The sequence below is a fragment of the Bradyrhizobium sp. DN3 genome (genome assembly GCF_041357655.1).
Classification (GTDB): domain Bacteria; phylum Pseudomonadota; class Alphaproteobacteria; order Rhizobiales; family Xanthobacteraceae; genus Bradyrhizobium.
Genome location: NZ_JAULLN010000006.1, coordinates 232183 through 246566, shown reverse-complemented (window position 1 = coordinate 246566; position 14384 = coordinate 232183). Strand labels below are relative to the sequence as shown.

The 14384-nt window shown below is 57.5% G+C and carries 10 protein-coding genes; 7 read left to right on the top strand and 3 right to left on the bottom strand.

Translation table 11 applies throughout. The features are described from left to right. Nucleotides 1-93 precede the first annotated feature (93 nt). Entirely contained in the window at nucleotides 94-1287 is a 1194-nt protein-coding gene (locus AAE027_RS11875; protein ID WP_370988193.1) for an acyltransferase family protein, read from the bottom strand. Between the two features lie 138 nt (nucleotides 1288-1425). Between AAE027_RS11875 and AAE027_RS11870 the strand changes: the two genes are divergently transcribed. Further along, on the top strand, nucleotides 1426-2706 hold the full coding sequence (locus AAE027_RS11870) for a hypothetical protein (protein WP_370988192.1): 1281 nt from the start codon (nucleotides 1426-1428) through the stop codon (nucleotides 2704-2706). A 25-nt stretch (nucleotides 2707-2731) separates the two neighbouring features. Here the strand turns inward: AAE027_RS11870 and AAE027_RS11865 are convergent, their stop codons facing one another. Continuing rightward, nucleotides 2732-3802 carry a glycosyltransferase family 2 protein gene (locus AAE027_RS11865; RefSeq protein WP_370988190.1) on the bottom strand — a complete coding sequence of 357 codons (1071 nt, stop codon included), beginning with the start codon at nucleotides 3800-3802 and terminating at the stop codon, nucleotides 2732-2734. 473 nt (nucleotides 3803-4275) lie between these two features. Here AAE027_RS11865 and AAE027_RS11860 point away from each other — a divergent pair, with 473 nt between their 5' ends. The 6 genes from AAE027_RS11860 (at nucleotide 4276) to AAE027_RS11835 (ending at nucleotide 11913) form a co-directional block, all read left to right on the top strand. Further along, nucleotides 4276-4554 carry a hypothetical protein gene (locus AAE027_RS11860; protein WP_128935719.1) on the top strand — a complete coding sequence of 93 codons (279 nt, stop codon included), beginning with the start codon at nucleotides 4276-4278 and terminating at the stop codon, nucleotides 4552-4554. Between the two features lie 396 nt (nucleotides 4555-4950). Continuing rightward, nucleotides 4951-5934 (top strand): NAD-dependent epimerase/dehydratase family protein, encoded by a 984-nt coding sequence (locus AAE027_RS11855; RefSeq protein WP_370988188.1) that lies wholly within the window; start codon nucleotides 4951-4953, stop codon nucleotides 5932-5934. Between the two features lie 645 nt (nucleotides 5935-6579). Continuing rightward, nucleotides 6580-8994 carry a polysaccharide biosynthesis tyrosine autokinase gene (locus AAE027_RS11850; protein ID WP_370988186.1) on the top strand — a complete coding sequence of 805 codons (2415 nt, stop codon included), beginning with the start codon at nucleotides 6580-6582 and terminating at the stop codon, nucleotides 8992-8994. Between the two features lie 55 nt (nucleotides 8995-9049). Next, nucleotides 9050-9691, top strand: coding sequence for a hypothetical protein (locus AAE027_RS11845; protein WP_370988185.1), 642 nt, complete (start codon nucleotides 9050-9052; stop codon nucleotides 9689-9691). A gap of 221 nt (nucleotides 9692-9912) precedes the next feature. Continuing rightward, nucleotides 9913-11229 carry a hypothetical protein gene (locus AAE027_RS11840; RefSeq protein WP_370988184.1) on the top strand — a complete coding sequence of 439 codons (1317 nt, stop codon included), beginning with the start codon at nucleotides 9913-9915 and terminating at the stop codon, nucleotides 11227-11229. A gap of 15 nt (nucleotides 11230-11244) precedes the next feature. Further along, nucleotides 11245-11913, top strand: a complete 669-nt coding sequence (locus tag AAE027_RS11835; protein WP_370988183.1) for a hypothetical protein — start codon at nucleotides 11245-11247, stop codon at nucleotides 11911-11913. Nucleotides 11914-12844: 931 nt separating this feature from the next. Here the strand turns inward: AAE027_RS11835 and AAE027_RS11830 are convergent. Further along, a complete protein-coding gene (locus AAE027_RS11830; RefSeq protein ID WP_370988182.1) occupies nucleotides 12845-14275 on the bottom strand; it encodes an undecaprenyl-phosphate glucose phosphotransferase in 1431 nt (476 codons plus the stop codon). Nucleotides 14276-14384: the final 109 nt, after the last annotated feature.

The window sequence follows — 14384 nt, the reverse complement described above, 5'->3', positions numbered from 1 at the left end:
GCCCAATGCGCAAAGACGATGGCAATAGTGACGCGCCACGTCGTAAGCCGGCACAATCAAGCGCACGGCTGCGGCATTTTCCCGAATAGACAGTCAACTTGCGATCGTTTTGGGGCGGTGACTTGTCGAACAATCAAGAACATTTGACTGTTCCCCGATCAGGTTCCCTCCTTGAGTGCCGTCGAGTGCTTGATTGATCGGCCGGACTGGCGGTTTCGCTTCCGAGGCCCTGTCGAGCCGTTTTCGAATTTGTCCCGTCGCCTTCACTTCAAGGAAGCGATGGCTGATCGTTGCAACGATAAGCGACGGCGGAAGCGAAACCAGGAGGAAAAACAGTTGCGATCCGCTCCCCAATGCATCGACCATGCCCGTCCGATACATGATCAGCTTGACCCCGGCCATGACGATCGGCGGCCAGAGATAAAAACTGAAGCTGATCGTTCCAAGCCACTGCATCACCTGCCAACGCAGCATTCTTCCGATCAGACCGTTTCCTCGGGACATGCCAAGCAGGAAAATAGTCCCGAAGACGCCACCAAGAACAATAAATGGAAAAGCAGAGATCCAGTCATGGAATGACAAATATGCCGGCGTGACAAAGCCAACGTAGTCTGTTGCGCTGGCCAGCTCGAGGCCTCTCCAGACAGTCAGGAACAGCACGAAGAAGATCGCCGGGTACTTCGCCAGCGAATGCAACAAGGTCGACGATAGGTACTTCTCCGCAATGAGCACGCCACCAATCATCAGGAGCGCGCGGGGATAGTACACGAGCAACATCAGCGAACTGACGGCTAATGCCAGCGCCAGCGGCCGACTGACGCCGCTGATCAGGAAAACGACGGCACATACTCCATAGAACAGGAATTCGTATCCGAGCGACCACGCGGCGGGATTGATCTGGATGATGTCAACAAATGGAGGCGGCGCCAATAGATTTGCACCAACCAGCAGCAGACTTGGACCCTTTCCTAAAAGCCGGCCAAAAATCGCGATCGCGATCACGGTCGCCCAGAGCACAGGAAGAATCCTCGCATAGCGATCAAGAATAAAGGTCAAGACCGAGGATGCGCGATACAGGCTTGGCAGAATTACGATTCCACTGATGCCGAAGAAGAACTCGACACCGAATTTTCCGGTCTGCAGCGCTTCTCCCAACAGCCCCCTGGCAAACAGATCGAACGTCGGGAGGCCGGAATGAACGACGTGATAGACGAATACCATGAGGCAAAACAAACCTCTGGCACCATGAACGTAAGGGTTAAATCTTGCGCTCGTGTCGTGTTCCATGTGGGAAGTCACTACAGGCTCAAGTATAGAGGGTGAACAGCCTCACGAGCGAGACCAAGATCGACCGCGATCGTTGCCCTGCGCTCAGACGTACCCACCAACCGAGGCGCCAAGAAGCAGTAATCGACGAGTCCTAACATGGTGAGCCTCGACACATTCCCAGCCAGAACCTCGTCTAACAAGCGCGCTGCAGTAGCGTCAAGCGACGAGACCAACAGCGTCATTTTCGCGCATATCGCCTTCATTCTGTGCATTTGCATGCAGCGCTTCGGACTCCTCATCGGAACCGGACAGATCTTCTTTTCGCTGTTCGGATTCTTCGCGCTCGTCGCGTGGGGATGGTGGGTTGGTCTGGTGAGCATTCGCGGGCCGCAGACTCTCGCATTCGGACTCGTCGTCGTCTGGTTTCTCTTCAGCGCGGTCGCCGCAGCCGAATCTCCCGATCGCGGTGTCGAGACCAGTGCGGCATCACTTGCGATGGTTCTTGTCACGAATTCGATCTTCCTGTTCGGACCCTCGACGAGATTCTCGAACGAGGCGGTCCTTCCCGTCTTCCTGTTCTATGTTCGCCTGTGCGCCGTTCTGGCAATCGTCCAGATCGTTCTTCAATTCGGCGGAATACGCATCTTCTCGTTCAAGGATGCAATCCCGGCGCTCGATCCGGTCCTCGTCGAGTCCGCCTACAATCAAAATGCGGTAGAATTTTATGGGTCTTTGAATCGACGCGCGAACGGGTTTTTCCCGATGGAGCCGGGAGCGCTATCCCAATTGCTCGCTATAGGTGTGATCGTCGATGTGTTCATTTTGCGGCGACTTGCCTATCTTCCGTTGTACGCCATCTCGTACGTGCTCACTCGGTCCGGATCGGGCCTCCTGGTGCTCGTCGTGTCCCTCGGTGCCTATCCCCTGATTGCTCCGCTCAAATCACTGCGGGTTATCGCCATCGGGGCGGCCGTTGCCTTGGTGATCGGCACAACGTACCTCGTTGCGCCGGAACCTTTTGATCCCATCGTTAGTAGGCTTGATGAATTCAGTTCAACCAAGTCGAGCGGCTATGCTCGCTACGTCGCACAACTACAGACCTGGGACTATCTCTTTCAGACCGACAGAGTGCTTATCGGCTCCGGGCCCGGCGGGCTGGAACGGTCGCCCGCCTACTTTGGCGGCAGCGGAAATCCCGTTCTCAAGCTCGTCGCGGATTACGGAATTATCGGGCTACTGATTTTCCTGTTCTATCTCATCCTCTCGATATTCAGGAAAGACAACTCGATGCTCGCATTGACAATGCTGGCCTGCTATCAGCTCGGCGGCGGCAACCTCGCCATGGCCCCATTCCTGATCATGATGGCAATGCTGTGCGTATGGTCGCAGCCGCCAGGCGCCGGCCTGAGGTCGATCCGTCCCAAAGCTGCCGTCTGACCGAAGCGTCCCAGCCCTGCCTTGATCATCGAATGATGCGGAATCGACCGAGCAAAGCGCGCAACCATTTCGGCCGCTGGGCGGGCACGTAGCGCAAACTCACCAGGGCACGACGGAAGTACTGCGGACTGATCAGGATGCAGAAGATCCAGGCCAGCAGCGATATGCGCTGCGATCTTGAGAAACCTTGCGGCGACGCAGCCGCTCCAAGCGCATCGACAGCGATGCTCAACGAGCTATCCGCTGCGATTGGATGAAGGTCCGGCCGCAGCTTGAACGACGCTATCCGCAAACAAAGAAATATCAAATTGCGCTTGAGTGCATCGGGCGCAACCGGCAGCTTCTCCGTGCGCGCGATCTCGGAAAAGAACTTGTACCGCCTCCGCGTGAGGTCGATCTCTCTCGCAAAGCGGGTATCGTCGAGTTGAAGGAAAGCCCCGTGATTGAGGCCGTGCACGCGATAGTCTGCCAACGGCTTGGTGATCGTTACGATCTCGCCACATGCAGGAGCGGCCGCCAAAAGATAACTGTCCGGAGCCCGATCAACGAAGTCGGACTCAAAGCCGAAGACACGCTCGACAAACCATTTCGGGTAGGCATTTCCCGACCCGGGCGGCGTCGGATAAGCGCCGGTGGTTGCCATCCACTTGCGGACGTCCTCCGAGGACGGACAGGAGAAGTACTGCGGCAGGACATTTCCGGTCGGCTGCCCGTCGGCATCGATCACGCGCATCTGAAACTGATATTTGCTCGCGGCTTTGGACCAGACGGATACGATCTCCGTCATGACATCAGGACGCAAGGCGTCGTCCGAGTCGAGAAATATGATGATATCGCCGGACGACCTGCGAAAGCCATTCACACAGGACATCATCTGCCCGGCGTTCGCCTGGCTGATGATTGTGACTTCGTCTGCAAATTCGTTGATGACGTCGAGTGAATGGTCCGTCGACCCGTCATCGACGACGATCACTTCGACGTTTGACCATCGTATGTCCAGCGCGCTGCGGATCGCGGATCCCACGTAAGCTGCGTAATTGTGGTTCGGAATGACGACCGAGAGGCGCGGCAGGGTCGCCAGTTCGACTTCTGGCAACACAGCGTGCCCTGGTATCTCCTTCAACATTCGCCGCCCAGAATACTCGCGTTGTAAGTACGTCGCATGACCGTCGACAGAACATCACAGTCGACGGACGTCAGACATCCAATCCAGGAAGGTGCAGCCTCTAGCACGTGTTTTCAAGCGCAAGGAAGAGGCAAGATTCCTCCTGCAATCCCGGGAACCATTTTGCCTGTCATTCTGTTGCCGCAACTGCAAATCTATCCTGCCGCCGACAATCGCGGCTTCGTTTCGAGAGCTGGCCCCAACCATCATGGATGTGCAGAGCAGTGAAGATACATGATAACCGATCTAGGCGCTCAGACGGTTATGCGGCGATATGTGTAGCTATCGCTTCATCGCTCCTCGCAACGACGGCCGATGCTCAAATTTCCGGCTTCGGTCGCACATCTCCTCCGATGTATGGCGGCTCCGGCATTTCCACTCGGCCTTCGAGTTCGATTCGACCGATGGAAGGTACTTTCGCTCCAAATCACACGACAGCGGACGGAAAGCTTTGCATATCGGTCAATCCGTTGACGCACCCCCAAGCCAACAATCCCAAGATCATCGAGCAGATTGTGCTGGTTCAAAACATTTGCGGTCAATCGATCAGGGTTCGGGTTTGCTACGCGGGAAGTTCCGACTGCATTGTCGTTCCGCTCGCAGGCTACCAGAAGCTGCAGAGACTACTGGGGATTGCGGCCGGATCAACGAACTTTCAATTTGAGTATCGCGAGCTCTATTGAGTCGTTGATTCAGACGAACACCCCTGGTTGAACGCTCACAAGAAATGTGCGCGTTGCCGCTTGAACCAACGCCACCGCATTCGGGATCGCCAAGATGGAACTGATGTTTCCGCGTTCACACGCGCTGCCTGTAACGATCTTGTTATCGCCGCATCAAAAACGCACGACTAACCAATTGCTGCCCCGATTTGCTCGCTTCATTGATATCCAGCAGCGAAAACGCTCGCGGTCGCGAGCGGGCGTACTGCGCGTCAAGCGATCTTGGTCTGTGCGGGCACAACTCTTGCAACGGCGGGGCGTGCAGTTCTTCAATGCGCGTACTCGATCGTCAGCAAGCCTTGACCGAACTTCGTCGCAGTTGATTCAGCACCTTCACTCACGTTGACCCTCGCGCACATGTCCCATCCCACCCAGGCTATTGTATTCGGAGGCGCAGGCTTCATCGGTACACATCTGATGACGCGAATGCTCGCTTCCGGCCGCTACGACCGTATCGTCTCAGTGGATATCGGGAAGCCCAGGGCGTGCGTCGAAGGCGTCGAGTATGTCCATCATGATGTCCGTGAGCCAATCGACCCGAAGCTCGGTGGCGGGGTGCCTGCCGACATCTTCAACCTGGCTGCGGTCCATGTCACCCCGGGTCATCCGGACGGCGACTATTATTATACAAACGTGCTAGGTGCGGTGCACGTCTGCCGATTTGCGAGAGACACTGGCAGCCGGAATGTCATCTTTACCAGTTCGATATCGGTCTACGGTCCGACGGAAACCCCACTTACCGAAGATGCGACGCCAGTCCCGGTCAGTGCTTATGGACGTTCCAAACTCTCGGCCGAAGCAATCCATCGTCTATGGCAGTCGGAGGACCCGGACAGGCGGCTTACCATCGTGCGCCCCGCCGTCATCTATGGGCGCTACGAGCGAGGCAATTTCACGCGATTGTCGAGGCTTCTCGAAAGGCGGGCCTTCATCTATCCCGGCCGCACCGACACCATCAAGTCGTGCGGCTACGTGAAGGACCTGGTCTCGTCGATGCTCTTCATGGCGTCTCGCAACGACAGTCTGTCGATTTACAACTTCTGCTATGAGCACCGTTACACCATCAGCGAGATTTGCTCCGCCTTCTCTCAAGCTGCCGAATACCCCAAGCCGACGATAACGATTCCGGTATGGCTAATGAATCTCGCCGTGCTTCCATTCGAGGTGCTGCAGGCTGTCGGCATCAAGACCGGCATCAATCGTGACCGGATCAAGAAGTTGTGGTTTTCTACGAACATTCTGCCGAAGCATCTGATCGCAAGCGGGTTCAAATTCGACTACGATCTGGCAAGCTCGCTTGTGGATTGGAATCGGGAATCCTCAATCAAGGATTTTGATTGAGGTCTCGTTGCTTGATCTTTCGAGTGCCCGATCGATCGGGGATTCACCGTGGAACTGCGAAGCCGACCCTCGCCACCATAGTGGATGCTCCGAAACCGGACTCGTTCGCATTCCGCCGTCACGTGCTCAGTCGCAACCGCGAGACCGGATTCGCCTTGCCTGTGCCAGTTGCAAGATCCTCATGCTTGTCCGTCACACTCAGGTCGATATTGCATTGCAGAATTCGAGGCCGGTCGGACTCTGTCCACCGGCTCGGCACGTGAGATTCGTGGAACCCTGCCCAATTCGTGGGCGACCATGATCTTCTCAGGCGGCGTAATTCGTCTCGATCTTGAAAGTCGCTTTTTGGCAGAGTTGACGGAGATGGGCATTGTGACGATTTTGCGGCGAGCAGCACCGACAAAGGGCCGGCAGCGTTGCCGAAACTTCTCTGACCAACAACGTGTCGAACGATCTGGCTAGGTGTTTCGCCGAGAGCTTCGATGGCACAGGTCAACCCTCGAGCGCTGCGACGTCGACCATCACATCCGACGTGTCGAATTCTTACCAGCAGGAACTTCTACGTGACGCTTTAACGTTCACGAATTCAGCCGCGGCACGGCCAGCCTGATGCCGCATTCACAGAGATTTGGGTAGGCGGGCCGGATGCTTCAAAAAATCACATCTCGCGAGATTGAAACCACCGCACCAGAGGCTCCATCGCTGGAGCAGACCATCTCCTCTGCGCTTGCGCTGGTGAGCCGCCAGTATCCAGTGATGATTTTCACGCTGCTCCTGTGCATCTGTCTTGCCGGCGTTTACGTGTTCACGGCGCCGAAGCGATATACCGGAACGGCCATCCTGATGATCGACAGCCGCAAGATGCAGGGCCTGCAGACGCAAGCGCCTGCGAGCGGCGCAGACAACCCGATCGACTCGGCGATGGTCGACAGTCAGGTCGAACTTCTCAAGTCCGAAGCGATCGCCTCCAAAGTCATCAAGGACCTGAAACTTGCGGAGTCGGCAGACTTCATGAGCGACGGTGGCGGATTGCTCAGCAGCATCAGTAGCGCGATTACCGGAATATTCTCCGAGTCGACCCCGCCCACGGAAGAGCAAATACTGCGCGCGGCACTCGCTCGCTTTGCGAGCGGCCTCAGCATCAAGCGCGTCGGCGTGAGCTATGTTATCGAGATCTCCTTTCAGGCATTGTCGCAGGACCTGGCAGCACGGATCGCCAACGCGGTCGCCGACGGCTATATCGTGGACTCGTTGGAATCGAAATATCAGGCCTCGAGACGGGCGGCGGTCTGGCTGCAGGACCGATTGAAGGAATTGCGATCGCAGGCGTCTTCCGCTGAACGCACCGTCGCGGATTTCAAGGCCAAGAACAACATCGTCGACGCCGGCGGGCGACTGCTCACCGAGCAGCAACTCGCTGAAATCAATACTTCGCTGACGGCTGCGCGTAGCCAGCGTGCGGAGGCACAAGCTAAGCTCGAACGCATCACCGCGATATTGAATACGGACAGCGACGATTCCAAGGTCATTCTGAATGAACTGGCGACTGTGAGCGAGACGATGGCCAACCCGGTCATCACCAAATTGCGCCAGACCTATCTCGAGTACGCGGCCAAGCAAGCCGATTGGTCGAACCGGTATGGATCGACACATCTGGCGGTTGTCAATTTACGCAACCAGATGCGAGAAATCCGACGCTCGATCATTGACGAACTGCGACGCACGGCCGAGGTCTACAAGAGTGACCTTGAAATTGCCAAGGCGCGCGAGGAGTCCAGCCAGAAGAGCTTGAACGATACGATCGCGGTCTCGAATAATACCAGCCAGGCCCAAATCATCCTGAGAGATCTGGAAAGCAACGCTCAGAGCGCTCGCGCATTATCGGACAACTTCCTGCAACTGTACATGGTCTCGGTTCAGCAGCAGTCGTTTCCCGTTACCGAAGCGAGGGTGATCAGTCAGGCCGCGTCGACTCTTCCCAACAAGACGTCGCCAAGAACGACACTCATCCTGCTTGCGGCGATTGTGGGTGGGTCGATTCTCGCAGCTCTCGTCGCAATCCTGCTTGATATGATGGATCGCGTCTTCCGTACCGTTTCGCAGGTCGAGCAGTTCGTGGATACCCGCTGTCTCGCTTCGATCCCGGTCATAGAGCAGGGTGCCATCAAAGCGAATTCCGCTCAATCGGGCAAAGCGGCCTGGCGATTCGGCAAACGCGACAAGCCCAAACCGCAGCAGGCATCACCGAGTCACGGGGCATCCGGCACGACGTTGCCACTCCACGGGTCCGCGCCCGCGTTCAGCCACCAACAGTCGCATCGCGACCGTCTGCTTTCAACCGAGGAGAGCGTCGGGCGGCACGTGATCAATGCCCCGTTTTCACGCTTCGCGGAGGGATTTCGGTCGATCAAGCTCGCCAGCGATTTCGCAAATTTCGGTGCAGGGTCCAACAAGGTCCTGGGGATTACCTCCGCTCTTCCGAACGAGGGAAAGTCAACCGTCAGCGAAGCGCTGGCGCAGACCTTGGCGCAAAGCGGCTGCCGTACGCTGCTGATCGATGGCGACATCCGCAACCCCAGCCTCACCGCAAGGCTTACTCCGGCTGCGCAGGACGGCTTGATCCATGTCGTCATCGGCCAAGCCGACTGGAGGGACGTGGTCTGGATCGACCCGCAGACGAATCTACATTTTCTTCCTTGTGCTATCACATCCCGCTTCTCGAATTCGAGCGACCTGCTGGCCTCGCAACAGATGGACGATCTGTTCCAGCAACTACGGCAGCACTTTGATCGCATCGTTCTCGATCTTAGCCCGCTGGCGCCGGTCGTCGACGTTCGGGCGACCAGGGGGCTGGCTGATTCCTATATCCTTGTCATCGAATGGGCGAAGTCGAAAATCGATATCGTCGAGCGCGTGCTAGGCGAAACGCCGGTTGTGCGCGAGCGGATGCTCGGTGCGGTTCTTAACAAGGTGAACGTGTCGGTGATGAGCCGCTACGATACGTACGGCGCAGCCTACTATCGCAATCGATACTACAAGAGGTATGGTTACGTCGATTGACGTCAGATGCTTGATCCGGAGCGGTGGGCAGCACTACAGGGCCCTTGGATACAACATGAATGATTTGGCGCTAGCGCATGTTAGGTCGGCGCTTCTGATGGTGCGCTCAGTTCTGCTCGGTGCTGGTCTCTTGATGACGACGGCTCCTGGTCGAGCCGAGCCGGTGCGTCCGGGCATTCTGAACTGCGGGTCTGGCATCAGCGCCGAGCAGCGTCGACGTTGCGACGAAGAGGCGTTCAAGCAGATCGAGTCCGGCAGCCAATCGACACAGCTTGAGAGCGGATGGCGACTAGTTAAGAGCAAAAATCCAGACGGCGGCGCCGATGCCATTTCAGTGATGCATGTCGTCGATAGTGCCAAGTCGGATACGCGCCTTGCTGGTCTGAGCCTGCAATGCGGGAAGAGTGGCATCGAAATTGTACTCATTGTACTCGAGCCACTGTCCCGCTCGGCGCGACCGAACGTAGCCCTCATAGCAGGAGAGAAGCGCGCAGAGTTCCAGGCATCTGTGATCCAGGGCGGCGTGGCGCTCCTACTACCCGCCGACGCCTCGAAGCTTGCTGCCAGCGACTGGCAGACCGCAAACGAGCTTGCGGTTGAAATTGGGACCACACCGAGCGCGATCCGCGGCGCGGTGCCGATGGCTGGACTGGCGACGGCTCTCCGTTACTTGTCGCAGTACTGCTATGCTCGATAGTTTAGCCGGTCACGGAACTGTCATGCCGCGCGAATCCCGCAAATCGACTGCATGTGACCAGTTGGCAGGCCGCGTGTGATGATGCTTTATAGTGGCAACTATCCGGCCATCCATCACCGAGACGACGGTGGCCTCGCATGCTCGGATATGCGACGCGTATCAATGTCCCACTTGTGCAATGCTGCACTCCATTCCCGCTTCCACGTCTCACGGTTCTCCGATTGCTCATCGCTTCCTGGCTTTTGATCACATTGCTGGCCGCGACTCCGATCTTGGCCATCACAAGCGGGTCCTTCGCACAGCATGTGATTTCACTTGCTACTGCGTTAATGATGGCAATGGCAACAAGAGGTCCGGAGGCGCAAATCGCGTCGGCCGCGCAGTTGCTGAAGCAATTTCTCCTCATATTCTTGCTTCCGGTCGTCTGGATGACGTTGCAAATCTTTCCGATGTCTTCGCTTGCGAACCCGATCTGGTCGGCGACTTCGATCGCATTGAATCAGCCATCGCTGCCGGGCCGCATCAGCGTTGATACGGGCGCGACGTTGCAAAGCCTGTTCCTCTTTCTGGTCGATGTGTCGCTCCTGGTGTCGACCATCATCATCGCCAGGGATCGCCGTATGGCCGAAACGATCCTGTTCGTATTGAGCGCAGTGACGACCCTCATGTCAGTCGAGCTCCTACTCGGCCGGCTCGATTTATTCGCCGGAATCATTCCCCAATCCGGCGCAGCTACGAACCTGTTTCCGGCAGCAGCCGCTCTTGCGATATTGACAAATGGCGCGCTCGTCGCCCGGGCACTCGAACGCCACCTGCACCAGCAGAACATCCACAATCTGGCCTCGCCCCAACTGTGGGTCGGCGTTTTCTGCGGCCTGTTAGGAATTGCCGTAGCATTCGCCGCACTTGCGACCCTCGAACAACACACATTGGTGGCGGTTACTGGCTGCGGATTGATGGTCCTCGTGTTCATAGCCGCTGTCCGGCGCTTGGGATTTCGGTTTTGGCCTTCGGCGCTATTGTTCTTGGTCCTTGCAGCGGTCGCCAGCGCGATGGCTGTGCCGCACACTCTATCCGGAGGCTTGGGCCTGCTTGGATTCGTCAGCCTCCCCCCGGAAGCAGTTGCGCCGGCAAAGCACCTGCTCTCTGATGCACCGACGTGGGGCAATGGTCTCGGAACCTTTAGGCTGACTTCGAGAGCCTATCAGGAGTTCGGCGCTGCGCTGGCAGACCCTCCTTCCACCGCGGTCTTAATGGCTGTCGAGGCGGGAAGATTGGCGAGCGCCATCCTGGTAGTCTTCGCCGCCCAGTTCTTCCTTGTTAGCTTTCGCGGCGCCGTTCGGCGAGGACGTGATTCCTTTTTCGCGGCCGCCGCGGCCGCCGGCGTTGTCGTTGTACTCTGCGAGAGCTTTCTTGACTCAAGTCTCTCAAACCCCACGATTCAAGCGATCGTGGCGGTGATGGTCGGAGTTGGACTTGCACAGTCCGTGGGACGGACCAGTGGCGCCAACCACTCGGCGGCATCCGCGCGACCGTAACATTGGGCATCGAGAATGAGTTCATCGAGCAGATTTCGCATTCTTCTGATGGCGTCGGCCTTGACGGTCGGATCCTATGCGATCGTGTCGGCCGTAGCGGAGGTGACGGCGCTGGGGCGGATAACATTTCCCGCAGATGCGGCCGAGATTGGGGCGCGGTGGACTGGAGACGCCCCCTCATTGTTGGGAACGCGCTCGCCGTTTGGATCAGAGCTGGAGAGCAATTATGCATTGATCGCCGCGCTACAGACAATTGAGTCCGGTCAGCAAAGGGCCACGATCCTGCGATCAATAGCGCCCGATGCTCTCGGCCGGGTCAGGCGGACGCTGTCGATCTCGCCCTACAAACCCGAACTATGGCTGGCACTGGCTCTGCTTCAAGTCCAGCGCGACCCGTACGATCCGGTCGTGGTCGAGGCCCTGAAGATGGCATATTTTGTCGCACCAAACGACGCGCGATTGATGCCGGTGCGGATCGACATGGCGGCCCGCTTCGACGCACTCGCCCTTCCCGATGTCAAGGACCTCGTACGCAATGACGTCCGGCTCATCCTAATTCGCCGACCTGGGTCGAGATCGGCACTGGTGTCCGCTTATCGGCGGGCATCAAAACTGGGCAAGGCTTTCCTTGAGGATGCCGTTGAATCGATCGACCCGTCCTTCCTGGCGACACTGCGCGGTTGAATTCGGACAGGACACCTGATGAAGTGCGGGGAGCCGTCGGCACCAAAACACGAGGCGCGAACTTCGCCCGGAACAAGCACTCGCTTCGCTGCACTCATCCGAACCCAGCCTCACCGGTCGATCTGGGGTGATGCCGGAGTTGACCGCTTCGCTCATAGATTACAGATCTTCGATCGTTCAGGAAAACGGTTATGATTGGCGCGCTGCCGCGCGTTTTCTTTTCACGATCAATCCTCTTGCGCAATACGGGGGCGGTTGCCGCCGCCGGCGAACTCACCTAGCGCTCGCGCGATCCATAGGTCCAGCGCCAACCGTAGTGGTACGGAGTCCACAAACGACGGTCATTGTCGTAGCCGATGTTTGCGCGGATTGATGAAGGCGTGCGTGAGGTGATTGAGATAGAGTATCTCCGGGAACTCGTCGGCTGAAAGGAGCCGACTTACATTGCAACAGCGCTGTGCACCCTTTCCTTCTGAGGTTCCGACGGTTAATTTGACCCCATACTCTTGCATTTCGGTGGGACTGGATGACGGTACTTGCCATATTAAGCATCTGGCTACTGCTCAACGTTTTATTCGTGCTCATCGTGGTTCCTCCCCGCGGGGCGCGATCGCGGCTCAACAGGTCAGGAACAATCCTTGCGCCCGTCCCGATCGAAAAGCATCAAGACCAGCTCGATCACAACGAACAATTCTCCCTTCGCCACGCTCTCGGATCATTCGCAACGGGAGTTTTTTTCGTCCTGATGCCCCGGCTGATCGCAATACGGGAGGCCATCATGCGGCTGTGGAACAGGGCGCGTAGGCATAAGACCTAAAACTTGGTGATTGGCGCGACGGCTGAAAGGCTCCACAAGGAGCTCTCGCCTCAATCCGCATCTAGCTCAGCGCCTATGAGTCCGCGCCGCGGCGCCAATGACGCCGGCGCTGACCTAGTACGCCTCCTGTGAAATGACGGTAGCCGCCGTGCGCGCCATGATTTTCAGGTCGAGCCAAATGCTCCAGTTCCTTACATACCAAACGTCATATTCTACCCGCTTTTCCATCAGGTCGATGGTCGGCGTTTCGCCCCGGAAACCATTAACCTGAGCCCAGCCCGTGAGGCCCGGCTTCATGTGGTGGCGGTATACGTAATTGCTGATGATCTCGTCATAATAGTTGTCGTGGGCAAGCGCATGTGGGCGCGGTCCGACCAACGACATGTCGCCGCGCAGCACGTTCCAGAGCTGGGGCAACTCGTCAATGCTGGTCATGCGGAGGAAGCGCCCAATCCTCGTGACGCGCGCGTCCCTCTTGGTTGCTTGAGCAATCGAATGACCATTCTCGCACACGTACATGCTGCGAAATTTCCAGATGTCAAACGGCTTGCCGTTGAAGCCGCGGCGCGACTGTCGAAAGATCACGCTCCCAGGCGAATCCAGCTTGATCAGAATGGAGACGGTGATCAGCACCGGCGCCAGGGCCACTAGCGAAAACAACGCCAGGCCGACGTCGAGGCAGCGCTTCTGGAGACGTTCAAACACGCTGAGCGGTGGTCGCTGAATCTCGATTGCCACCGTGCCGCTGACCGGCAAAAACGGACGCGATACCAGATCTGCAATCGAGTTATCCGGCAACAGACGGATCGGCTGTGGTACGGCGCGCAGGTGCAGTTCGAGTTGCTGCAACGACGGCAGCTCGTTCCAGTCAACCGCCAACAGGTACTCCTCGACATCTGCTGCACGGGATTGGAGGATGACATCGCGGATTTGCCTCTCCCAGCCGTTCCCATGGCTGTTAGCGGGAAGCACGAAATGGCGAACCACGTCGAATCCGTTCTTGCGCAGGTCCTTGAAACGGCTCGAGGTGAAATCAAGCGGCTTCAGGCTGAGCAGGGCAACCTTGCGATCGACCAATCTGCCCTTGGCAAAGCTCGTGCCGAGCGCCCACTGCCACGCAAAGCGCAGGCTGAGCAACCCAACGCCGCCAACGCCGGTGAAGATAAGGAACGTGCCGCGGGACAAATTGTCCGACGATTTCAATAGAAACGCCGCGACAGCAAGGATTGTCAGTGACACCAGCCAGATGATCACCGCTTTGCGCAATTGCCAGACCAGGCTGAGCAAACGGTGCGTTGCATACACACCCTGAAAATATGCGATCGCAACGAACACTGCGCTGACGATCAGTCCGGCGCCGATGGGCGCTCCGTCTCCAGATGACGGCGTAGCGAGGCTATACAGTTCCGACGCCACCGCGTAGCAGAGCAAGATCAGCAAAAGGTCGGCCGCGATGACGAGAAGCTGAAAGGGCCTCTGAAGAGCCGTGCCCCGTGCGGAGGACACCGCATAGGTGCTTTCAGAACCATAAGTTGCAACAACCATTCGATCCTCTACGTGTGGAGAGTGCCTGGCGGTCATTGTGATGCTGAAGATTTGCCGCTTCCCAGACGAAGGGTGTTAAGTGATCGCAGCGACATTGTGGCGCTGCATG

Bases quoted from the DNA above. Each gene is read 5' to 3' on its own strand.
- AAE027_RS11875 (WP_370988193.1), bottom strand. From the start codon at position 1,287: ATGGAACACGACACGAGCGCAAGATTTAACCCTTACGTTCATGGTGCC.
- AAE027_RS11870 (WP_370988192.1), top strand. From the start codon at position 1,426: ATGGTGAGCCTCGACACATTCCCAGCCAGAACCTCGTCTAACAAGCGC.
- AAE027_RS11860 (WP_128935719.1), top strand. From the start codon at position 4,276: ATGGAAGGTACTTTCGCTCCAAATCACACGACAGCGGACGGAAAGCTT.
- AAE027_RS11855 (WP_370988188.1), top strand. From the start codon at position 4,951: ATGTCCCATCCCACCCAGGCTATTGTATTCGGAGGCGCAGGCTTCATC.
- AAE027_RS11850 (WP_370988186.1), top strand. From the start codon at position 6,580: ATGCTTCAAAAAATCACATCTCGCGAGATTGAAACCACCGCACCAGAG.
- AAE027_RS11845 (WP_370988185.1), top strand. From the start codon at position 9,050: ATGAATGATTTGGCGCTAGCGCATGTTAGGTCGGCGCTTCTGATGGTG.
- AAE027_RS11835 (WP_370988183.1), top strand. From the start codon at position 11,245: ATGAGTTCATCGAGCAGATTTCGCATTCTTCTGATGGCGTCGGCCTTG.
- AAE027_RS11830 (WP_370988182.1), bottom strand. From the start codon at position 14,275: ATGGTTGTTGCAACTTATGGTTCTGAAAGCACCTATGCGGTGTCCTCC.